A 21076-nucleotide genomic window follows, 5' to 3' on the forward strand; every position below is an offset into this window, starting at 1 on the left:
ATCAGTGGTCGAGTTGGGTGCGGAGTTCGGCGAGCAGGCCCAGCGCGGCGTCGGCGATCACCGTGCCCGGCGGGAAGATCGCGCTGGCACCGGACTGCCGGAGGGCGTCGAAGTCGGCCGGCGGGATGACCCCGCCGACGACGATCATGATGTCGTCGCGACCCAGTTCCCGCAGCTCGTCGCGCAGCGCGGGCACCAGGGTGAGGTGCCCGGCGGCGAGGCTGGAAACGCCGACGATGTGCACGTCGGACTCGGCGGCCTGGCGGGCCACCTCGGCCGGGGTCTGGAACAGCGGGCCCACGTCCACGTCGAAGCCGAGGTCGGCGAACGCGGTCGCGATCACCTTCTGACCGCGGTCGTGGCCGTCCTGCCCCATCTTCGCGACCAGGATGCGCGGGCGGCGGCCCTCCGCCTCGGCGAAGTCCGCCACCTGCTGGCGGGCCGCCTCCAGCTGCTCCGACGGCCCCGACTCGTCCCGGTACACGCCGGTGATCGTACGGATCTGCCCGGAGTGGCGGCCGAACACCTTCTCCAGCGCATCGGAGATCTCCCCGACGGTCGCCTTCTCCCGCGCCGCGTCCACGGCCAGCGTCAGCAGGTTGTGCGCCAGGTCGGTGGGCCGCTCGTCCGACATCGACGCCTCGGCCGCGGCGGTGAGCCGGCGCAGCGCTTCCTCGCAGGCCTCGCTGTCGCGTTCTTCCCGCAGCCGCCGCAGTTTCTCCAGCTGCTGCGCGCGGACCCCGGCGTTGTCGACCTTCAGCACGTCGATCCGCTCGTCGCCGTCGTAGCGGTACTTGTTAACGCCGATCAGCGGCTGCCGCCCCGAGTCGATGCGGGCCTGGGTGCGGGCCGCGGCCTCCTCGATGCGCAGCTTGGGGATTCCGGCGTCGATGGCCTGCGCCATGCCCCCGGCGTCCTCGACCTCGCTGATGTGCGCCCAGGCGTGCTCGGCGAGGTCCGCGGTGAGACGCTCCAGGTAGTAGCTGCCGCCCCACGGATCGATCACCCGCGTGGTGCCGGATTCCTGCTGCAGCACCAGCTGCGTGTTGCGGGCGATGCGCGCGGAGAAGTCGGTGGGCAGCGCCAGCGCTTCGTCGAGCGCGTTGGTGTGCAGCGACTGCGTGTGCCCCTGGGTGGCGGCCATCGCCTCGACGCAGGTGCGCACCACGTTGTTGTAGACGTCCTGGGCGGTCAGCGACCAGCCGGAGGTCTGCGAATGGGTGCGCAGCGACAGCGATTTCGGGTTCTGCGGCTCGAAGGTCGCCACCAGCTTCGACCACAGCAGCCGGGCCGCGCGCAGCTTCGCGACCTCCATCGCAAAGTTCATCCCGATGCCCCAGAAGAACGACAGCCGGGGCGCGAAGGCGTCGATGTCCAGCCCGGCCTGCCGCCCGGCGCGCAGGTATTCGACGCCGTCGGCCAGGGTGTAGGCCAGCTCCAGGTCGGCGGTCGCCCCGGCCTCCTGGATGTGGTAGCCGGAGATCGAGATGGAGTTGAACTTCGGCATCCGCTGCGAGGTGTAGGCGAAGATGTCGGAGATGATCCGCATCGACGGCTGCGGCGGGTAGATGTAGGTGTTGCGGACCATGAACTCCTTGAGGATGTCGTTCTGGATGGTCCCCGCCAGCTTCTCCGGCGCGACACCCTGCTCCCCGGCGGCGACGATGTAGAGCGCCATCACCGGCAGCACCGCGCCGTTCATGGTCATCGACACGCTCATCTTGTCCAGCGGGATGCCGTCGAAGAGTTGCCGCATGTCGAAGATCGAGTCGATGGCCACCCCGGCCATGCCGACGTCACCGGCCACGCGCGGGTGGTCGGAGTCGTAGCCGCGGTGGGTGGCGAGGTCGAACGCCACCGACAGGCCCTTCTGGCCGGCGGCCAGGTTGCGGCGGTAGAAGGCGTTGGATTCCTCGGCGGTGGAGAACCCGGCGTACTGCCGCACCGTCCACGGCTGGTTGACGTACATCGTCGGGTACGGCCCGCGCAGGAACGGCGCCAAACCCGGGTAGGTGTGCGGGAAGTCGAGTCCCGCGACGTCGGCCGAGGTGTAGAGCGGCTTGATCCCGATGCCCTCCGGTGCTTCCCAGACCAGGGCGTCGGAGTCCTTGCCGGTGGCGGACAGCAGCTCCTGCTGCCACCGCTCGAGGGCCGCGGCGGGCGGCCGGTGTACATCGGCGCTGTCCAGCGGGATGTCGGCGAAGTTCGGGATCTGCGTCATCGTCCCACTCCCACATCGGGTTTGATGGGCGTATCGGGCTTGATGGGCAACAGTTTCTGGACGTCGGTCAGGACGGCCAGCGCATCGCATCCGGCGAAGGTGAACCCGTCGACGCCTTCCGGCGCCGGATCGCTCGGTTTTCCGGCCAGCAGCACGTGCCTCGCCCCGGCCTGCTTGAGCGCCGCAGCGGTTTCCGCGGCGCGTTCGGCGTAAACCTTGTCGCTGGAGCAGAGGCACACCACCGGCGCGCCGGTGTAGGCCGCGAGAACGTCCTCTGTGGACTCGGTCGCACCGGCGTCCGTGCATTCGATACCGCCCGCTGCGAACAGGTTCCGCGCGAACGAGGCGCGCGCGTTGTGCGCGGCGAGCGAGCCGAGCGTTGCGAGGAACACCGCAGGGCGTTGGCCGGTGGCTTCCAGCTGCACGTCGGCGGTGTCGCGCAGCCGCTCGAAGTCTTCTGCGTAGCGGTGCACCGGCAGGCCGCCCGAAGGCCGTTCCGGCGTGGGTTCCCGCTCCAGCGGCGGCTCGTCCAGGTTCGGGAACTCGCTGACGCCGGTGATCGCGTCCTCGCGGTGCGCGATCGCGGCGCGGCGCTCTTCCCAGGTGGCCGCGAGCCGGTCGGCGACCAGGCCGGACTCCAGCGCGGCGGGCAGCCCGCCTGCCGCCTCGATCTCCTGGAACCACCGCCAGGCGGCCTGCGCCAGCTCCTCGGTCAGCGACTCGACGTACCAGGACCCGCCCGCCGGGTCGATCACCTGCGCCAGGTGCGACTCTTCCAGCAGCAGCGCCTGGGTGTTGCGCGCGATGCGGCGGGCGAAGTCGTCCGGCAGGCCGATCGCGGCGTCGAACGGCAGCGCGGTCACCGCCTGCGCGCCGCCGACCCCGGCGGCGAACGTGGCGATCGTGGTGCGCAGCATGTTCACCCACGGGTCGCGCCTGGTCAGCATGGCCGCCGACGTCACGGCGTGCTGCACCTGCGCCCGCGCCGGCTCCGACGCGCCGCTGGACCGGGTGACCTGCTCCCACAGGCGCCGCGCGGCGCGCAGCTTGGCGATGCTCAGGAACTGGTCGGCGGTGGTGGCGAAGCGGAACTCCAGCAGCCCGGCGGCGGTGTCGACGTCAAGCCCGGTCTCGGTCAGCCACCGCAGGTAGGTCGTGGCCACCGCGAGCGAGCAGCCGAGCTCCTGCGCGTCCGAACCGCCCGCGTCGTGGTACGGCAACCCGTCCACGACCAGCGCCTTCAGCTCCGGGAACTCCGCAGCGCAGCGGCGGGCGAGCGACACCGCCGCGTCCCGGTCGACGGGGCGGCCGGTCCTGGCCTGCACGCCCAGCGGGTCGGCGCCGAGGTTGCCGCGCAGTGCGGTGCCGGGCAGGTCCTGCTCGGCGGCCAGCGCCAGGAAGGCGTCCGCCGCCGCACCGAAATCAGCGCCCGCGTCGAGGGTCATGCCGATCATGTCCAGGTGCACGCCGGAGAGCGCGTCGGCGAGGTCGTCGACCGCCAGCCCGCCGGCTCCGAGCCGCAGCCATAGCGACGACACCCCGTTGTAGAGGTCCGCCAGAATCTCGCGGTTCGTCTCGGCTGCGTCCGGGTTCTCGTGCCGCTGCCGCACGTCCCAGCCTTCGGCGACGCTGCCCTGTGGGCGGCTGCCGCGCACGAACGGCGCCATCCCCGGCGCACCGGCCTCCGGCGGGCCTTCGGTGTACAGCGGGTGCACGACTATGCCGTCGTAGGTCGTCGAGGCCAGCACGTCCTCCACCGGCCCGGCGGGATCCTGCTCGCCGATCAGCCCGGACCGCTGCAGCACTTTCTTGACCTGAGCCCGCCACTGCTCGCGGTCCACGGGCCTGGCCGAGCAGAGGTCCAGCCCGCCGCCGCTCGTCGTCGAGTGAGCCACCATGAACGTCATGGTAAGCCGATCGGCCGGTTCTGGAACCATCTGTGACCTGGAACTCGCATCGCTGGTTGACCTAGCCACGATTCACTTAGCCCCGCTCTGCGGTGGGCCTCCGCCGGTTCGGCGAGCTCTTCGCCGATCACCTGACCCGTGTGTTACGCCGGTGCGAGGGGGCGGGTGTCAGCGCTCGTGAATCTCGCGGCGGTGGCCGACCGCGACCACCACGACGACGAGACGCCCGTCTTCGACGCGGTAGATCACCCGGTAGTCGGCGACTCGGATCCGCAGGTAACCGGAGACTCCCTTGAGTGCAATGGCTCCGGCGGGCCGTGGATCGCCGGCGAGCTGGTCGATCGCGATCTGCAGCCGTCGCCGAATCGGCTTGTCAAGCTTGGCCAGGGTTTTCAGGGCGTCGCGGGTGATCTCGATCTGGTAGGTCACCGATCCCGCTCCAGCGCGACGATCGCAGCTTCCCAGGAAACCGTGCCGGACTCCTCTGCTTCGGCGACGCGGCGCGCCCAGTGCGCGTCTTCTTCGGCTTCCCAGTGCTCGGCGACGTCCGCTGCCACGAGTGCGGCAACCCGCTTGCCCCGATGGGTCAGGTAGACGTACTGGCCCTCGCTCGCCAGCTCGATGTAGTTCGGCAGGTTGGCGCGGGCAGACGAGACATTGACTTCAATGGCGGCGCTGTCGTCCATCTGTACAACTTCGACGCTCTTGCACGAATTGTACAGTCGGTACAAGTAGTCGATCGAGTACCCTCTGTTATTGCCGCGAGCGGCCGCAGAGGTGGTAGACCCAGCCGGATTCCGGGGTGTAGTGGAGTTCGTAGTGGGTTTCGATCTTCGGGCCGTCGTGCAGGTGGATGTGCCGCAGCAGCCGTCCCGCGACCGCCTCGGAGTCGCGGAGATCCTGGATCCGGCCGTCCAGCGGCCCGCCGACGAAGCGCACGTTCCGGCTCGTCATGACATCCCTCCTCCCGCACGTGCCCCATGGTCCCCGATCGACGGCGCCCAACACCAGCGTGCAAACCGGCGTGCCCACGAAGACGTGGCCGATGAGCCCGCATCCGGCCACCCCGGGTCGATTCGGCCGGAGTTGGGCAGGGACGATGGAGGGCACGATGAAGCTCACCGACCAGCTCCCAGCCCTCTCGACCGACTCCCCGGACCCCGACGCGGTGCTCGACGCGTTCGTGTCCTGGACCACCGACCAGGGCATCGAGCTCTACCCGGCGCAGGAAGAAGCGCTGATGGAGGTCGTGACCGGGGCGAACCTGATCCTGAGCACGCCGACCGGCTCCGGCAAGAGCCTGGTGGCCACTGGGGCGCACTTCACCGCGCTGGCCGCCGGCAAGCGCAGCTTCTACACCGCACCGATCAAGGCGCTCGTGTCGGAGAAGTTCTTCTCGCTGGTGGACATCTTCGGCCCCGAGAACGTCGGCATGATGACCGGCGACAGCAGCGTCAACGCCGACGCCCCGATCATCTGCTGCACGGCGGAGATCCTGGCCAACATGGCGCTGCGCGACGGCGACCGCGCCGACGTGGACCAGGTCGTGATGGACGAGTTCCACTTCTACTCCGAGCCCGACCGCGGCTGGGCGTGGCAGGTGCCGCTGCTGGAGCTGCCGCGCACCCAGTTCGTGCTGATGTCGGCGACGCTCGGCGACGTCACCTTCTTCCAGGAGGACCTGACCCGGCGCACTGGCCGGGAGACGGCCGTGGTCACCTCGGCGGAGCGGCCGATCCCGCTGACCTTCCGCTACGCCAAGACGCCGCTGCACGAGACGATCGAGGAGCTGCTGGCCGGCCAGCAGGCCCCGGTATACGTCGTGTACTTCAACCAGGCTTCGGCGCTGGAGCAGGCGCAGGCGCTGATGAGCGTCAAGGTCGCCACCCGCGAGCAGCGCGACGAGATCGCCGAGGCGATCGGCGACTTCCGCTTCACCGCCGGGTTCGGCAAGACCCTGTCGCGGCTGGTGCGGCACGGCATCGGCGTGCACCACGCAGGGATGCTGCCGAAGTACCGGCGGCTGGTGGAGCAGCTCGCGCAGGGCGGGCTGCTCAAGGTCATCTGCGGCACCGACACCCTCGGGGTGGGCATCAACGTGCCGATCCGCACCGTGCTGATCACCGGGCTGACCAAGTACGACGGGGTTCGCACCCGGCACCTGAAGGCGCGGGAGTTCCACCAGATCGCCGGTCGCGCCGGCCGCGCCGGGTACGACACCGCCGGTTACGTGGTGGTGCAGGCACCCGAGCACGAGATCGAGAACGAGCGGGCGCTGGCCAAGGCCGGCGACGACCCGAAGAAGAAGCGCAAGCTGGTGCGCAAGAAGGCGCCCGAGGGCTTCGTGTCCTGGAGCGAGAAGACTTTCGAGAAGCTGGAGTCCGCCGAGCCGGAGCCGCTGCGGTCCAGCTTCACCGTCAACCACGCGATGCTGCTCAACGTCATCAACCGGCCCTCCAACGGTCGGCACCGTGATGCGTTCTCCGCAATGTCTCACCTGCTCACCGACAACCACGAGGACCGGCCGGCGCAGCGCCGCCACATCCTGCGCGCCATCGCGATCTACCGCGCGCTGCTGGCCGCCGGGGTTGTCGAGCAGCTCGACGAGCCCGACGAGCAGGGCCGCCGGGTGCGGCTGACGATGGACCTGCAGTTCGACTTCGCGCTCAACCAGCCGCTCTCGCCGTTCGCGCTGGCCGCCATCGAGCTGCTGGATTCCGGGTCGCCGGGCTACCCGCTGGACGTGCTGTCCGTCATAGAGTCCATTTTGGACGATCCGCGGCAGGTGCTGTCGCAGCAGCAGTTCAAGGCCCGCGGCGAGGCTGTCTCGCAGATGAAGGCCGACGGCATCGAGTACGACGAGCGGATGGAACTGCTGGAGGAGATCACCCACCCCAAGCCGCTGGCCGAACTGCTGGAAGCCGCCTACGAGACCTACCGCAAGGGGCACCCGTGGGTCGGCGAGCACGAGCTGTCGCCGAAGTCGGTGGCCCGCGACATGTTCGAGCGGGCGATGAACTTCGTCGAGTTCGTCAACTTCTACGGGCTGGCCCGCTCCGAGGGGCTGGTGCTGCGCTACCTGGCCGACGTCTACAAGGCACTGCGGCACACGGTTCCCGACGACGCCAAGACCGAGGAACTCACCGACATCATCGAGTGGCTCGGCGAGCTGGTCCGGCAGGTCGACTCCAGCCTGCTCGACGAATGGGAGAAGCTGCGCCACCCGGGCGCGGGGCCGACGGCCGTGGCGGTGGACAAGGGCCCGGAGCGGATCACGCTGAACAAGCGGGCCTTCCGGGTGCAGGTGCGCAACGCGTTGTTCCGCCGCGTGGAGCTGGCGGCGCGGCGGCGCTACGACGAGCTCGGCGCGCTGGACGCGGAAGGCGGCTGGGACGGCGACGCGTGGAAGGACGCGCTGGAGGAGTACTTCGAGCAGCACGACGAGATCGGCACCGGCCCGGACGCGCGCGGCCCGGCGCTGCTGATCATCACCGAGGAGCCGGAGCGCTGGCTGGTCCGGCAGATCTTCGCCGACCCGGCCGAGGACCGCGACTGGGGCATCAGCGCCGAGGTCGACCTCGCCGCCTCCGACGAGGCAGGCACCGCGGTCATCCGGATCACCGACGTCAACCAGCTCTGAGGATTGTTTCCAGTCTCGTTTTGCGCAGCGGTGCGGGTAGCGGCTCCCTGCGGGAGTTGCCGTCGCAAGTCCTAAGGACTTCGCAACGCGACCGTTCCCGCCGTGTCCGACCGCAAGTTCCATTGAAATTGGACCTTCGATTTCAATGAGGTGATCTCAGTAGGGGGTTATGCGAGTCGGCCGTGTTCGAATTGGGTGAGTACGAGTGCGGCTTTGACGATGGGGCCGATTTTGCGGGGGCTGGTGGTGAAGTGTCGTAGGGCGCGCCAACGGCCGGTGAGCAGGGCGAATCCGCGTTCGCCGAGGGCGCGCAGGCCGCGCAGCAGTTTGTTGTAGGTCTGGTTGTCGACGTCGAGTGGGCGGCCTTTGCTGGTTTTGGGGTGTTTGATCGGGGTGAGGACCCCGGCTCCGGCACCCTGGTAGCCGCCGTCGGCCAGGGTGGGCAGGTCGAGCTGGGAGTAAGCCCAGTACAGGGCGCCGAGGACGTGGTTTTCAGCGGCGGTGATGTCGTGGACGGACCCGGGCTCGACGTCGGAGACCCACAGCGGGAACCCGTCCGGGTCCGTCAGTGCTTGGATGTTGCCGGCTTGTTCGCGGGTTTTCCCGGAGTACCACAGGTCGATCTCGGTGCCTTTGGTGCTGGTGGTCTTTTCGCCGAGACGGTCGGAGGAGAAGTTTTTGCCGTCCAGGATCAGATAGGCGTCGCCGTTGTCTTTGGCCCGTTGCAGGGCGTCGTGCAGATCCGGGGCCTGCGCGGCCAGCGCCTCGATGCCCTCGTCGACATACCGGTAGCCGGTCGCGCGGGCGACACCGTGATCGCGGGCCAGTTTGGTGGTGTCGGTGCGGTCGCGGAACCACCGCAGGACCAGCACAGCCTGCCAGAACGTGGTCAACGCCCGGCGCCCCTTGCGGGTCCCTTTCCGGCGGCGTTCACCGGCCAGCAGCTTGCTGAGGAAGAGCACCAGTTCACGGGGAACATCGAGTTTGGTACGTGACCACGTGGGGCCTTCCCTGGTCGAAGATCGTTTCTTGGTCGAACTTCTTCTACCAGGGACCCCACGTCCCACTCTCCCCAGGCCAGCCCTACCCGATCACACACCCATTCCGGCAGGCCGCCTTCAGCCACTTCTTACCGAGATCACCTCAATGGAAATTGCGGATCACCGGTGTGATCATGGTCTGGCACCAACCGGCACAGTTCGGATATCGTCTGCCGACCCCGGACAAGTGGAAACAGGTGGGCATGCAGCAGGCTGAGGACATCACACTGTTCGGGCTCGACGGTTGGCGGTGGCTCAACCAGCCGGTGAACTGGTTGTCCTACGCGGGATTGACGGTGACCGCCGACTCCGGCACGGATTTCTGGCGGACGACCCACTACGGCTTCGTGCGCGACAGCGGGCACGCGCTGCTGCGCCCAGTGGGGCCGCGGTTCACGTTGACGACCCGGTTCTTCGGCGACTACCGGGAGCAGTACGACCAGGCCGGGCTGCTGCTGCGGCTGGACGAGCAGAACTGGATCAAGGCGGGCATCGAGCTCGTCGACGGCGAGCAGCTGCTCAGCGCGGTGGTGACCCGCGAGGTCTCGGACTGGAACGTGGTGCCGCTGGAGGCGGTGTGCGGCCCGGTCGAGTCGATCACCCTCCAACTGGAGCGGGCCGGCGACACCGCGACGATCCGCTACGCCGCCGACGGCGACGAGCCCAAGACGCTGCTTCGGGTGGCGTACTTCCCGCCGGAGGTCCCGGCCGAGGCCGGGCTGATGTGCGCCTCCCCGGATGGCGCGGGTTTCCCGATCCGCTTCGCCGAACTGTCCCTCGTGGAGGGCTCGTAGTTTTCTCGAACATCGCACCGCGAGGGGTTCTCAGGGGTTTCTCGCGATGTCCTGCCGTTGGCAGCGAGTGCCGAAGCTGTCACGCTCCGATGGTCCACCCGGTATCGTCGCGCGGGAGAGATCGACAGCACCGGTGGGGGTCGGGATGGACGCGTGGCACAACGCCAACAACGCTCCGGTGGGAAACCTGCTCCAGGTCGGACGCGCCGAGCACATCGTGATGAACCTGGGCGGCCACTCGGTGCCGGTGTGCCCAGACATGCTCAGAAAGGACCCCACCCACTTCGGCTTCACCAACCGGACCGCGGAACTCACCGAACTGGATCGGCTGTGGCGCAACGCGGAGCGCGCCGGAAAACCACTGGTCGTGGTGCTCAGCGGCATGATGGGCATCGGCAAGTCGTTGACGGCGCTGCGCTGGGCGCACCGGATGCGCGACGAGTTCTCGGGCGGGATTTTCTTCGGTGAGCTGCACGGATCCAATCCCGCCGAGACCCGGTCCCCGGGCGAGGTGATGGGCAGGTTCCTCGGACGGCTCGGGCTGACCGGCGCGGCGCTGCCGGCGACGGAGGAGGAGCGCGGCGATGCGTTCTGCGAGATCACCGCGCACCGCCGGATCCTGGTGATTCTCGACGACGCCGCGACTGCCGCGCAGGTCCGGGCGCTGCTGCCGTCGTCACCGACCAGCGCGGTGCTCGTCACCAGCCGCCGCGAGCTCACGTTCCTGGGCGGCGGCGTCGTACCGATGCGGCTGGCGCCGTTCGAGGAGGATGCGGCGATCACGCTGCTGGCGGGTTCGCTCGGCGACGGCGCGGAGGCGGAAGCGGACGCGCTGCGGAAGCTGAGCAATGCGTGCGGCCGGCATCCGATGGCGTTGCAGGTGGCGGCCGCGCAGCTGCCCGGCCGGTCGTCGATATCGTCCTATGTGGACAGGATCGCGCCGGATCTGCTGCGCCGCCTGGAGGTGGACGGGGAACGGCCCTTCGACGGTGCCTTCGAGTTCGGTTACCAGGCGTTGTCGGCGGATCAGCAGCACACCTACCGGATGCTGGGATGCCATCCCGCGACGGAGTTCTCCCTGGAGGCGGCTGCGGCGCTGCTCGACCAGCCGGTCGCGGACACCGAGGATCTGCTGCGGGCGCTGTCCCGGGCCCACCTCGTGGTTCCGGTCGATCGCAGCCGGTACAGCATCCATGCGCTGGTGCGGCAGCATGCGAAGGCCAAGCTGTCCGCGGACGACGACCCGCGGTCGGCGTTGCGCCGGACCGTCGAGCACTACCACGACTTCGTGATGGCGCGGGACGTCGTGCTGTCGAAGCGGCGGCGGCTCAGTGCGCGGTACGAGAAGGTCGTTCCGGCGCATGAGGGGGAGCGCGCGTCGGAGCGGGCGTTGGACGAGCTGGAGGCGGAACGCGAGACGCTTCCGGCGTTGGTGGGCATCGCGGTCGAAGTCGGGTTGGACGACCGCGCCTGGCAGCTGTGCGAGAGCCTGTTCAGCTACTACACCGATCGCAACTACTTCGTCGACCTGATCGAGATCCTTCCGCTCGGGATCGCGGCGGCCGAGGGGCTGGGCGATCCCCGGGCGCTGGTGCGCATGCACTCGCACTCCGGTTCGGCGTACTACGCGGTGGGGGAATACCGCGCGGCACAAGAACAATTCGAGCTCTCGTACGACATCGCCGAGGCGAACGGCGACGATTGGGGGCAGCAGAGCGCTATCGAATGGCTCGGTCTCATCCACGAGCGGCGCGCCGAGTTCGACGAGGCCCTGCGCTGCTTCGAACGGTCCCGCGGCATCGTGGAGAAGCACTTCGCAGCAGACCGGCGGCCCCGTCCGCTGGCGCTCTACCGCATGCACTCGGGGCGGGTGTTGACCCGCGCCGGGCGGGCACCGGAGGCGCTGCCGCGGTTGGCGGAGGCGTTCGATTTCTTCGTCGGGCTCGGGGAGCAGGCCAACAGCGCGAAGGTGGCGCTGTCGCTGGCCGAAGCCCACTTGCAGCGAAACGACCTGGCGGAGGCGCTGCGGTGGGGTCGCAAGGCCCTCGAACTGTGCCGCGCGGCGCGGATGGCGGCCGACCAGGCCGAGGCACTGGAGCTGCTGGCCGAGCTCAGCGCCCGCAGCGGGAACGTGCAGGCGGCGGCGGATCAGCGCCGAGAGGCGGCGGAAATCCTCACCGTGCTGGGGAATCGGCGTGCTCAGGCGCTGCTGGCGCGCGAGTCATGACACCGCGACCGGTCGGCCGTTGACGGTGAGGCCGGAGGAGATGTCGGCGAGCTCGCGTCCGGTCGCCAGCCACTCGAACACCGCGGAGGCGTAGAGCGCCGGGTCGTCGGTTCCGCTGAGGCCTGCTTGGTCGCCGCTTCGGTTCAGGACGAAGCACGAGTCGCCGCACACCGCGGCGGCGAGTTGCAGGCCCCGATGGGACGAAATGGCTTCCCGGAGCCAGGTTTCGGCGTGCCGCCCCCAGCGCTCGGCGTCGGTCAGCACGAGCACGTCGGCGACGTCGCGAAGTCGCCGACCGGGGTGGTCCGCTGCCACCACCAGGTGGCTCCGCTCCGGAATTCGCCCTGCCGGAATCATCTCCGCGGGATGCCGGTCCAACGAGATCTCGCATCCGCCGTGGACCTTTCCAGTGACGTGCATGGCAGTTGGCCGCCACGGCCAGTCTCCGTCCGGGAGTCCCCGCGCCGTGTCGGGTGGCACGCCTGGTTCGGTGCGCGGTTCCGCCAAGCCGAGCATCGAATAGCACAACGTCCGCAGGTGCTCCGCCGCCTCGCCTGGGCGTGAGGTGATCATCTGGTGCAGGGCGGCGGACCTCTCCGGGGTGTGCTCGGCCACGGTTTTCCGCAGTTGCGGCAGGATCGGCTGGGTCAGGTCCAGCCGGGGCGCATGCGATCCGAGCAGCGCGACCGCCGAGTCGGGGGCGACCGCGGACTCCGGGAACGCCGCCAGCGACGTGGGCCGACCCAGCGCCGCGCCGTAGGCGGTCACCGAGCCGTGGTCGCCGATGAGCAGATCGGCGGCGACCAGTGCGGCGCGCCAACCATGCTCCGGCGGCACGACCATCAGGCCCGAACGCTGGTGCGGCGCCAGCCAGCGGTGCACCTGGTGCGGGCCGTGCTCGTACCAGATGTGCGGGTGCAGGATCGCCACCACGCGGAAGTCGTCGACCGGCAGTTCGGCCAGCAGCCGTTCGTACAGTTCGGAAACCTCGCCCAGCAGCGAATTCTTCCGCCAGGTCGAGCTGACGGAGATGACGGTCTGGTCGCCGTCGGCGCCTAGCGCCAGGCGGTAGCGCGGCCGCCACGGGATGCTGGCGCGGAGCCGGTCGTAGCAGGGATCGCCGGTGACGACCGCTACCTCGGCGGCCTGCGGTGCCGAGGCGCGCAGCCGCGCGAGCTGCTCGTCGTGCGAGAGCACGATCGCCGACGGGATCGGACGGCCGCCGGCCAGCAGCAGCTCAGGCGACAGGCCGAAGGCTCGGCTCGGCTCGGCTCGGCTCGGCTCGGCTCGGCTCGGCTCGGCTCGGCTCGGCTCGGCTCGGCTCGGCTCGGCAACTATCTTAGTGTACCGAATTCCGTGCGGTAGCGACAGAATCGGTGCCTTGATGCGCATCAGTCCACTGTGGCCTGCCGTGATGGCGAGGTCGAAAGGACGATCATCGATCTCGTCTGCGGAGAGCGGGAAGACGCCCTTGGCCGCGAACAACTCGGCCAGTCCGTTCGGTGTCGGGTCGGCGCAGTTCCAGACGAACCGCAGCCCGACGCGGAAGTCGCCTTCGAACAGGTCGACCACGTCAAGCAGGCGGGTCATCGCCGTGACGTTGTCGACGAGCACCAGGACGTGCTTCGCGGTCCGGACGGTGGGCATTCGGTCCCCTCTGTCGTGAGTGCGCAACCGGGCTCCAGCCCGGTTGCGCACTCACGACCCTAGCCGCGGGCGGTCAGCGGCGGCGCCAGGCGTGTTCGCCGAGCAGGCGCAGGCCGTTGAGGCCCACGATGATCGTCGAACCCTCGTGGCCCGCCACCCCCAGCGGCAGCGGCAGATGCCCGACCAGGTCCCACACCACGAGGACGGTGATGAACGTGCCCGCGATGATCAGGTTCTGCTTGACCAGGCGCCGGGCGCGGCGGGACAGGTCCACGACCTTCGGCACGGCGGCCAGCTCGTCGCGGACGACCACCACGTCCGCCGTTTGCAGCGTCAGGTCGGAGCCGGTGCGCCCCATCGCCACCCCGCAGTGCGCGGCGGCCAGCGCGGGCGCGTCGTTGACGCCGTCGCCCAGCACCATCGTCCGCTGCGCGGATTCCCGCACCGCCGCGACCTTGTCCGCAGGCAGGAGCCCGGCGCGCACGTCGTCGATGCCCACTTCGGCGGCGACCTGCGCGGCCGCGCGCTTGTTGTCGCCGGTGAGCAGCACCGGTTCCGAACCGGTCAATTCCCGCAGCTCCCGCACCGCTTCGGCGGCATCCGGGCGCAGCCGGTCGGCGATCCCGAGAACTCCGACGGGCGCGCCGTCGACGGTCACGAGCACCGCGGTGTGGCCCGCGGCCTCCAGGTCGGCGGCGAAGTCCGAGTCGCGCGGGCTGGTGACCTCCACCGCGCGTCCGTCCACAGTGGCCGAAACGCCGTGCCCCGGGGTCGCGTGGAAGTCCTCGGCGTGCGGAATGGCGATCTCCCCCTCGTGCGCGGCGGCCACGATCGCGCGCGCCAGCGGGTGCTCGCTGAGGTGCTCCGCGCCTGCGGCCAGCGCGAGGAGCTCGTCGGTCGCCCAGCCCTCGGCCGGGTCGATCCGCACCACGCGCGGCGTGCCTTCGGTGAGGGTGCCGGTCTTGTCCAGCGCGACCCGCTCGACCTCGCCGAGCCGTTCCATCACCACGGCCGACTTCACCAGCACGCCGTGCCGCCCGGCGTTGGCGATCGCGGACAGCAGGGGCGGCATCGTGGCCAGCACCACGGCGCACGGCGAGGCGACGATCATGAACGTCATCGCGCGCAGCAGGGCGCTCTGCAGGTCGTCGCCGAGTAGCAGGGGGATCGCGAAGACCGCGAGCGTCGCCACCACGACGCCGATCGAGTACCGCTGCTCGACCTTCTCGATGAACAGCTGCGTCGGCGCCTTCGTCTCGCCGGCCTCGGCGACCAGTGCCACGATGCGCGCGATCACCGATTCCGAGGCGTCCTTCGCGACGCGCACCCGCAGCGCGCCGGTGCCGTTGAGGGTGCCCGCGAACACCTCGTCGCCCGGCTGCTTCGCCACCGGCAGCGGCTCGCCGGTGATGGTCGCCTGGTCGACGTCGCTCGCGCCGTCGAGGACCTCGCCGTCGGCGCCGATCCGCTCGCCGGGGCGCACCACGATCACGTCGCCGACCTGCAGCTTCGCCGTGTCGACGGTCTCCTCGACGCCGTCGCGCACCCGCACCGCGGTCTCCGGCGCCAGGTTGAGCAGGCTGCGCACCGAGTCCTCGGTGCGGGCGGTGGCGTAGGCCTCCAGGGCGCCCGAGGTCGCGAAGATGACGATCAGCAGCGCGCCGTCGGTGATCTGCCCGATGGCGGCGGCGCCGATGGCCGCGACGATCATCAGCAGGTCCACGTCCAGGGTCTTCTCGCGCAGCGCCTGCAGCCCGGCCAGGCACGGTTCCCAGCCGCCGGTGGCGTAGCAGACCAGGTAGAGCGCCCAGTAGAGCCCGGCCGGGCCGCCGGTGAGCTGCACGGCGAGGCCGAGCAGGAACGCCACCAGCGCAGCGGCGGCCCAGCGCGCCTCCGGCAGCGCGAACAGGCCGCGTCCGGTCTTCGGCAGCGCGGGTATCGGCGGGGTCGTGCGGTCTGTGGCGGCGGTCATCGCGAGCACCCTTCCGGCGTCGGTTTGCGGGTCCGGGCGAGCACGATACATGAATGTGTGATCAGCTATTCATATGTCCCAGTCGTTAGAATGCCGGGTATGGGTCACGTAGTCAATCGCGAGGTCACGCCCGCCGCGCGGCTGGACGCGGCGTCAGCGGCCTCGGTCGCCGAGACGCTGCAGGCCCTGGCCACGCCGTCGAGGCTGCTGATACTCAGCGAACTGCGCCAGCGCGCGATGGCGGTGGGCGAACTGGCGGAGGCCGTCGGCATGGAGCAGTCCGCGGTCTCGCACCAGCTGCGGCTGCTGCGCTCGCTCGGGCTGGTCGTCGGCAACCGCTCTGGCCGCAGCGTGGTCTACTCGCTGTACGACAACCACGTCGCCCAACTCCTCGACGAAGCCGTGTACCACATCGAGCACCTGCGCCTCGGCATCTCCGACTGACGCGCTCGATCGACGGGAAAACCGCCCCAGCCACGACGAGCAGGGGCAATCAGCTCACTTCGTGCCTGGCTGACGCGGCACGGCGGGTTGCCGGCCATTCCGCTCGGCGCACCGGGCGTCGCGGCGCAGGTCGTTGATGGTCGGCTCGTTGCTCTGGGCGATCGCGATCAGCTGGTCGAACACGGTGATTGCCTCGCGCAGCTCGCCGTAGGCCTCGCGCACCGGCGGGCGGCTCACGTCGTGGACCTTCTCGGCCAGAGCGTGGACCAGTGACCGGCATTCGTAGAGGATCGAGTGATTCACCACGCCGTAGCAGCCCAGGTCGTCGCTGACCTGTGCCGGCGTCTGCTTCTCGACTGCGCTGACTGCGGCCTGGAGCGCTTCGCGGGCCTGGTAGAGGGTTTCGAGCGGGTGCTCCGGGGTACGCATGCCGCTTCCCTTTTCTGCGTGTCGAGGCATCGCCACCATGATGCCCTCGTGCGAGTGAGCAAGCTAGGGAACGGATGCCCCACTCGCGTGAGTGGACCTGGTCGCTCGCTGAGCTATCAGGCCGAACGAGGCGCGTACATGATCACGGCGACGCCGACCAGGCAGATCAGCGCCCCGATGATGTCCCAACGATCGGGCCGGAATCCGTCGACGAAAACGCCCCAGAGCAGCGACCCGGCTACGAACACCCCGCCGTAGGCGGCGAGGATCCGCCCGAAGTGCGCATCGGGCTGGAAGGTGGCGACGAATCCGTAGATGCCGAGCGCGATAACGCCGGCGCCGATCCACAGCAGGCCGCGCTGCTCCCGAACCCCCTGCCAAACGAGCCAAGCCCCACCGATCTCGGCAACGGCGGCCAGCACGAACAAAGCCACGGAACGCAACACGGACATGAGCTCCACGGTAGACCGAGCCCCAGGCGCCCCGGTGCGGAGAGAGTTGCCCCTCACGGCTGCTACACGGAAGATCACAGGACATGGACGCCCTGAATAGCGAGAACCCCCGGCGCAACGGCCGCACCGGGGGTCCTGCTTCCCCGGCCTGTGGCTCGCTCCCCACTGCGTCTGCGGTCGTAACCCAGGAGAACGTCAAAGTCGGTTTGTGCTGGTAGCGGTGGTGATGATGGGGAGGATTCGGGTTCTGTCGGCGGCGATGCGTTGTAGGGTGCGGGTGATTTGGGTGATGCCGGCCAGGCGGAGTATGCCGAGTGCGAGGTTGCGGAGGGTGGCCATGACCTGGGCGCCAGTGCCTGCGTAGGCGTGTTGGTGGTCCTCGTGGTAGACGGTGTCGCGGACCCAGTGCGATTTGTTCTCCACGCTCCAGTGTCGACGGACCAGGGCGGCGATCTGGGCGGGGGTGGCCAGGTCGGCCGACAGGCTGGTGACGCCGTGCACGACCTCCTTGGATAGCCGGTTGCCGGCGTGGTCGAAGGTGTCGCGACGGATCCGAAACACTTGTGCCGCACCAGGAAACTCGATCCCGTCGGCGGGAGCGGCCCAGATCGCGCGCCGGACGATCTTGCCACACGCTGTTGTTCCGCTCGTGTTCCAGGTGATCCAGGAAGCCGCCCACGAACGCGGCGTCGAGGTCGTCCATCTCCAACGCCGAGGGTGGTCGGCCGAGTTGCTGCTGGGCGTGGCGTAGCAGCAGGCGGAAAGTGTTGCGGTAGGCGCTGACGGTGTGCGTGCTCGCCCGGCGCTGGGCCAGCCGCTCGGTGAAGAATCCCTGCAGGACGGGAGCGAGGCTGGTCACGATGGCTCCTTCCACGAGTCGTCGAGCCGTTGGGCCGCAGCGGTCATCAGTTGCGGGCAGGCGTGCAGGTACCAGTAAGTCGTCGCCGGGCTGATGTGCCCCAGGTAGGTGGACAGTGCCGGCAGCAGGTGGGCGACGTCGGAGCCCTGGGCGTACCAGTTGGCCAAAGTGGTGACCGCGAAGGAATGCCGCAGGTCATAGAGGCGCGGCTTGGCCACGCCAGCCGGAACCTTGATGGCGGCGGCCCGCAGCAGGCGGTTGAACGTCTTGCTGGTGTTGGTGTGGTTGAGTCGGGTGCCGGCCCCGGAAACGAAGAACCCCGAGGTCGAGGGCCGCCGACAGAGCTCGTCGCGCCGCCGCTGGTAGCGGCGGAGCCGTTCGGTGGTGGTGACGTGCAACGGGACCAGGCGGGACTTGCCGAACTTGGTCCCCTCCACCAGCACGACCCCGCCAGTGAGGTCCACGTGTTCGCGGTCCAGTCCCATCATCTCGCCGGTGCGCATGCCGGTGGTCGACATCAGGCCGATGAAAGCCTCAAACGTGGCGGCGCGCAGCGGGCAGGCCAGGGCTTTGGCTGCGCGGATCAGCGCGGTGATCTCCCCAGCCGAATACAGATAGGGTGTGCTGCGGTCCCGGCCACTACGGGGAAGCAGGTCTGTCGGCGGGATCTCGGTGTGCTCGTCCAGCGTGGCCAGGAAGCGGGCGAACCCTCGCACGACCGTCAGCCGGGCTGCCCACCACTGGGCATCGGCGTCGGCCGGCAGGGTGGCCCACTCCAGCGCCGCCTTGACGGTCAGGCAGGAAGTGCCGCGCTGCTCCAGGAAATCTATGAACTGGCCGAGCAATCGGCCCTCGACTTTCAGTTTGTAGCCCATGCTCCGGTGGATCGCCAGATACCGCTCGGCGGCCTCGCGCATCCGGTTCATTGGTCGCTTGTCTCCGGCCAGGCGCGCACGACCGAAGCCAGCGCGGTCATGTCGACCTTCGTATAGATCGCCGACGTGTCCTCGCTGTGGTGGCGCAGTAGTTGGGCGACCTCGGCCAGCGACCCGCCACCGGCCAGCACCTGGCAGGCGGCGCGAGGCGCAGCGGGGCACCATGACAACGGACTGGCGGGCCATCGGCGCGTCCGGGCCACAGGTGCGGAGGAAGATCTCCCGGTGTCTAGACGGTCGTCGTCCGCGCTGAAGGTAGTCGGCCAGCGCGGCCCCGACGTCCATGGGAAGCGGAAGTCGGTCGATCCGGCCGCCTTTGCCGTGGACCACCACCTCGCCGTTGCGCCAGTCCACATATTCCAGGCGCAGCGCCGCGACCTCCTTCGCGCGGAGGCCCAGACGGGCCATCAACAGCAAAACGGCGAAGTCCCGGCCCCCGACGGCCGTGGTCCGATCGCAACCGTCCAACAACGCCGGCAGCACGTCGGCACTCGCTGCGGATGGAAGTACGCTCAACCGCCACCCAGCAACTGACGGCACCGCCTCCGCCAAGTCCCGGTCAACGGCCGCGGTTGCGAACAGGAAGCGCAGCAGCGATCGCAGTGCCGAGGTCACCGTTTTCATCGACCCGGTCGCATACCGCCTCGACACTCCATAACGAACCCGATCACCGACGCCGGTTCCAGTCGGTCAAGCCGCAGACGTCCGTCAACGAGCTGCGCCGAGAGAAACTCGCGGGCGAAGTCAATACGCAGTCGAACCGTGCACTCCGCCAACCGCCGCTCGCGCCGCAGATAAACGCGGTAGCGCTCCAACAACTTCTCGACCGGGCACTCGACCTCGCCGGGTTCCTCGGGCGGGATCGCGCAGACCTCCCGCAGATAGCCCAACATCAGCCGTAACGACCGGAGCGTGACACACCGCCGATAGCCAGCGCCCCGCCTCGCCTGGACGAACCCGTTCAGCCGCTCGGTGGCCAACTCCGCCGGCGCCAGTCCCTCGCGTCCCATCCAACGACTCAGATGTGCCAGCACGTACGCGTTGTCCTGCGCGGACCGCGGCGTGAAACCCCGCCCAATCAGCTCCGCCCGGAACGAATGCACCACCGGGGCCAACGGCCCTGACACCCGCACCGGATACCGACCGTCCATGACCATGTGCTCGCCTCCTTCACAGATCGATCTCTGCGCAGGAGACCGCACATATCCGCTGCCACGGAGCCAGTTCACCTGTTTATGGCGTCAGCTCACCCCGTTGCACCACCATCAACCAGCCCCGATCCGTCCCCACCCGGCATAACCGACAACCCCAGATAAGAAGATCAAGGGCAGGAAGCGGCACATCGCCACCGATGTGTTGGGACTGCTGCTTGTTGTGATCGTCACTGCGGCGTCGGTGCAGGATTCCGCTGGCGGGAAACAAGTTCTGGATCATCTGGCCGCCAGGCATCCGAGCGTGTCGCCGGCCTGGGTGGATGGTGGCTACAACAACGCGGTCATCCGCCATGGCGCGCAACGGGATATCCAGGTGGAGGTCGTCAAACGCCCTGATATCAAAGGATTCCACGTGTTGCCTCGTCGGTGGGTAGTGGAGCGCAGTCTGGGCTGGCTGATGCAGTACCGCCGACTGGTACGCGACTATGAAGCCCTGCCCCGGCGATCCCGCTCGATGATCCTATGGGCGATGACCAACAAAATGAGCCGCTCACTGACCGGTGAATCCACCCAAACCTGGCGAAACGATCCACCTAAAACGGTCATATCCGCCTAAGCCTAGATCAAATGCCCTCTCGGGGCAAAACGCCGACTGAGAGGCCATCACGCGATGTGTTAGGCGCTCACCCAACCTGTTCGGCGAGTCCGCTCGACCTGCGAGCGGAGCTAGGTAGGATCACTGCCGGGTTGGCCGAACCCGTGCGCAAGGAAGCGCCCGCACCCCGGTACTTGGCTTATCGGGGTACGGGCGCTTTTTCGTGCAGCCAGGCCTGCGGGGTGCCGAACCGGTCGGGTGTCTCGAACGCCCGCGAAACCTGGCGCTCCGCCGACCTCTACGCAATTTTCCTTTTCACTGAGCGAGCTTTTACGCGGCCGCTCCTCCGGCCTCAAGGGTCGCTTCGCGATCGCTACGCGACGGGCCTGCGGCCCGCCCTTGACCCCGGAGCCTCTACGGCCCCTAACGCGCAGCGGCACGGGCAGGACCCACGGCCCCGCCCGCCCCAGCAGCGCGGCGCTGACCACAACGAACAACATCCCTACAAATCAACCCTCTACGGTTTGAGGGGATTGACAGTGATTCACAGTTTCCATTGAGGTGATCTCAGTGGATTGGGGTTCTTGAGGGGTGTGGGCGTGGGGTCCTGGCAGAAGAGGTCTCACCACAAGATCATTCTTCTAGGGCCGGGACCCCACGTGATCACCTATAGTGCCACGGTCCACAACATCCAGCCGAACACCACGTCCTCGGCACGCCGTACAGGGCCGCCTCCCAACTCGACCTGCCCACCCTCGCC

18 protein-coding genes are annotated in these 21076 nt (G+C 68.9%); 5 read left to right on the forward strand and 13 right to left on the reverse strand.

Annotated features, from left to right (window positions below):
* Position 1 precedes the first annotated feature (1 nt).
* From scpA to DL519_RS39765, 5 genes are all read right to left on the reverse strand, one after another.
* Positions 2 to 2221 carry a methylmalonyl-CoA mutase gene (gene scpA, locus DL519_RS39745; protein WP_190822571.1) on the reverse strand — a complete coding sequence of 740 codons (2220 nt, stop codon included), beginning with the start codon at positions 2219 to 2221 and terminating at the stop codon, positions 2 to 4.
* A complete protein-coding gene (locus DL519_RS39750; protein ID WP_190824504.1) occupies positions 2218 to 4119 on the reverse strand; it encodes a methylmalonyl-CoA mutase family protein in 1902 nt (633 codons plus the stop codon). Before DL519_RS39750 ends, scpA begins: the two co-directional genes overlap by 4 nt.
* Positions 4120 to 4296: 177 nt before the next feature.
* Positions 4297 to 4557 carry a type II toxin-antitoxin system RelE family toxin gene (locus DL519_RS39755; RefSeq protein ID WP_190822573.1) on the reverse strand — a complete coding sequence of 87 codons (261 nt, stop codon included), beginning with the start codon at positions 4555 to 4557 and terminating at the stop codon, positions 4297 to 4299.
* A complete protein-coding gene (locus DL519_RS39760) occupies positions 4554 to 4814 on the reverse strand; it encodes a type II toxin-antitoxin system prevent-host-death family antitoxin (protein ID WP_190822575.1) in 261 nt (86 codons plus the stop codon). Before DL519_RS39760 ends, DL519_RS39755 begins: the two co-directional genes overlap by 4 nt.
* Positions 4815 to 4881: 67 nt before the next feature.
* On the reverse strand, positions 4882 to 5082 hold the full coding sequence (locus tag DL519_RS39765) for a hypothetical protein (RefSeq protein WP_168584691.1): 201 nt from the start codon (positions 5080 to 5082) through the stop codon (positions 4882 to 4884).
* A 157-nt stretch (positions 5083 to 5239) separates the two neighbouring features.
* Between DL519_RS39765 and DL519_RS39770 the strand changes: the two genes are divergently transcribed.
* Positions 5240 to 7768 carry a DEAD/DEAH box helicase gene (locus tag DL519_RS39770; RefSeq protein WP_190822576.1) on the forward strand — a complete coding sequence of 843 codons (2529 nt, stop codon included), beginning with the start codon at positions 5240 to 5242 and terminating at the stop codon, positions 7766 to 7768.
* A gap of 167 nt (positions 7769 to 7935) precedes the next feature.
* Here the strand turns inward: DL519_RS39770 and DL519_RS39775 are convergent, their stop codons facing one another.
* Entirely contained in the window at positions 7936 to 8733 is a 798-nt protein-coding gene (locus tag DL519_RS39775) for a transposase family protein (protein ID WP_190824505.1), read from the reverse strand.
* Between the two features lie 209 nt (positions 8734 to 8942).
* Between DL519_RS39775 and DL519_RS39780 the strand changes: the two genes are divergently transcribed.
* Together DL519_RS39780 and DL519_RS39785 are read left to right on the forward strand one after the other, a co-directional pair.
* The gene (locus DL519_RS39780) at positions 8943 to 9602 is read left to right on the forward strand and encodes a DUF1349 domain-containing protein (protein WP_223840058.1); all 660 of its coding nucleotides are present in this window, start codon (positions 8943 to 8945) and stop codon (positions 9600 to 9602) included.
* A gap of 145 nt (positions 9603 to 9747) precedes the next feature.
* Positions 9748 to 11829, forward strand: coding sequence for a tetratricopeptide repeat protein (locus tag DL519_RS39785; RefSeq protein ID WP_190822578.1), 2082 nt, complete (start codon positions 9748 to 9750; stop codon positions 11827 to 11829).
* Here DL519_RS39785 and DL519_RS39790 read toward each other — a convergent pair.
* Together DL519_RS39790 and DL519_RS39795 are read right to left on the reverse strand one after the other, a co-directional pair.
* Positions 11824 to 13476, reverse strand: a complete 1653-nt coding sequence (locus DL519_RS39790) for a hypothetical protein (RefSeq protein WP_190822580.1) — start codon at positions 13474 to 13476, stop codon at positions 11824 to 11826. The two genes, DL519_RS39785 and DL519_RS39790, sit on opposite strands and share 6 nt — an antisense overlap.
* 73 nt (positions 13477 to 13549) lie before the next feature.
* The gene (locus DL519_RS39795) at positions 13550 to 15448 is read right to left on the reverse strand and encodes a heavy metal translocating P-type ATPase (RefSeq protein ID WP_190822582.1); all 1899 of its coding nucleotides are present in this window, start codon (positions 15446 to 15448) and stop codon (positions 13550 to 13552) included.
* A gap of 99 nt (positions 15449 to 15547) precedes the next feature.
* Between DL519_RS39795 and DL519_RS39800 the strand changes: the two genes are divergently transcribed.
* Positions 15548 to 15892, forward strand: a complete 345-nt coding sequence (locus tag DL519_RS39800; protein ID WP_010307142.1) for an ArsR/SmtB family transcription factor — start codon at positions 15548 to 15550, stop codon at positions 15890 to 15892.
* A gap of 54 nt (positions 15893 to 15946) precedes the next feature.
* On the opposite strand, the gene DL519_RS39805 is transcribed toward DL519_RS39800, so the two are convergent.
* The 5 genes from DL519_RS39805 to DL519_RS39830 form a co-directional block, all read right to left on the reverse strand.
* Positions 15947 to 16321 (reverse strand): hypothetical protein, encoded by a 375-nt coding sequence (locus DL519_RS39805; RefSeq protein WP_190822584.1) that lies wholly within the window; start codon positions 16319 to 16321, stop codon positions 15947 to 15949.
* A gap of 116 nt (positions 16322 to 16437) precedes the next feature.
* Complete coding sequence (locus DL519_RS39810) at positions 16438 to 16773, reverse strand: YnfA family protein (protein WP_190822586.1); 336 nt, start codon at positions 16771 to 16773, stop codon at positions 16438 to 16440.
* Between the two features lie 195 nt (positions 16774 to 16968).
* Positions 16969 to 17334: a transposase gene (locus DL519_RS39815; protein WP_190822588.1), complete on the reverse strand. Its 366-nt coding sequence runs from the start codon at positions 17332 to 17334 to the stop codon at positions 16969 to 16971.
* Positions 17335 to 17628: 294 nt separating this feature from the next.
* Positions 17629 to 19182 carry a tyrosine-type recombinase/integrase gene (locus DL519_RS39825; RefSeq protein ID WP_190822590.1) on the reverse strand — a complete coding sequence of 518 codons (1554 nt, stop codon included), beginning with the start codon at positions 19180 to 19182 and terminating at the stop codon, positions 17629 to 17631.
* A 5-nt stretch (positions 19183 to 19187) separates the two neighbouring features.
* Complete coding sequence (locus tag DL519_RS39830; protein WP_190822592.1) at positions 19188 to 19724, reverse strand: hypothetical protein; 537 nt, start codon at positions 19722 to 19724, stop codon at positions 19188 to 19190.
* A 163-nt stretch (positions 19725 to 19887) separates the two neighbouring features.
* Here DL519_RS39830 and DL519_RS39835 point away from each other — a divergent pair, with 163 nt between their 5' ends.
* On the forward strand, positions 19888 to 20337 hold the full coding sequence (locus DL519_RS39835; protein ID WP_223840436.1) for a transposase: 450 nt from the start codon (positions 19888 to 19890) through the stop codon (positions 20335 to 20337).
* The last annotated feature ends 739 nt before the right edge of the window (positions 20338 to 21076 follow it).

Source organism: Saccharopolyspora pogona, from assembly GCF_014697215.1.
Taxonomy (GTDB): domain Bacteria; phylum Actinomycetota; class Actinomycetes; order Mycobacteriales; family Pseudonocardiaceae; genus Saccharopolyspora; species Saccharopolyspora hattusasensis.

What these genes read in the sequence shown, in the direction of transcription:
- DL519_RS39805 (WP_190822584.1), bottom strand. Translation starts at nt 16,321, where the DNA reads ATGCGTACCCCGGAGCACCCGCTCGAAACCCTCTACCAGGCCCGCGAA.
- DL519_RS39800 (WP_010307142.1), top strand. Translation starts at nt 15,548, where the DNA reads ATGGGTCACGTAGTCAATCGCGAGGTCACGCCCGCCGCGCGGCTGGAC.
- DL519_RS39785 (WP_190822578.1), top strand. Translation starts at nt 9,748, where the DNA reads ATGGACGCGTGGCACAACGCCAACAACGCTCCGGTGGGAAACCTGCTC.
- DL519_RS39770 (WP_190822576.1), top strand. Translation starts at nt 5,240, where the DNA reads ATGAAGCTCACCGACCAGCTCCCAGCCCTCTCGACCGACTCCCCGGAC.
- DL519_RS39810 (WP_190822586.1), bottom strand. Translation starts at nt 16,773, where the DNA reads ATGTCCGTGTTGCGTTCCGTGGCTTTGTTCGTGCTGGCCGCCGTTGCC.
- scpA (WP_190822571.1), bottom strand. Translation starts at nt 2,221, where the DNA reads ATGACGCAGATCCCGAACTTCGCCGACATCCCGCTGGACAGCGCCGAT.
- DL519_RS39795 (WP_190822582.1), bottom strand. Translation starts at nt 15,448, where the DNA reads ATGACCGCCGCCACAGACCGCACGACCCCGCCGATACCCGCGCTGCCG.
- DL519_RS39830 (WP_190822592.1), bottom strand. Translation starts at nt 19,724, where the DNA reads ATGGTCATGGACGGTCGGTATCCGGTGCGGGTGTCAGGGCCGTTGGCC.
- DL519_RS39780 (WP_223840058.1), top strand. Translation starts at nt 8,943, where the DNA reads ATGGTCTGGCACCAACCGGCACAGTTCGGATATCGTCTGCCGACCCCG.
- DL519_RS39790 (WP_190822580.1), bottom strand. Translation starts at nt 13,476, where the DNA reads ATGCCCACCGTCCGGACCGCGAAGCACGTCCTGGTGCTCGTCGACAAC.
- DL519_RS39765 (WP_168584691.1), bottom strand. Translation starts at nt 5,082, where the DNA reads ATGACGAGCCGGAACGTGCGCTTCGTCGGCGGGCCGCTGGACGGCCGG.
- DL519_RS39760 (WP_190822575.1), bottom strand. Translation starts at nt 4,814, where the DNA reads ATGGACGACAGCGCCGCCATTGAAGTCAATGTCTCGTCTGCCCGCGCC.
- DL519_RS39750 (WP_190824504.1), bottom strand. Translation starts at nt 4,119, where the DNA reads ATGGTGGCTCACTCGACGACGAGCGGCGGCGGGCTGGACCTCTGCTCG.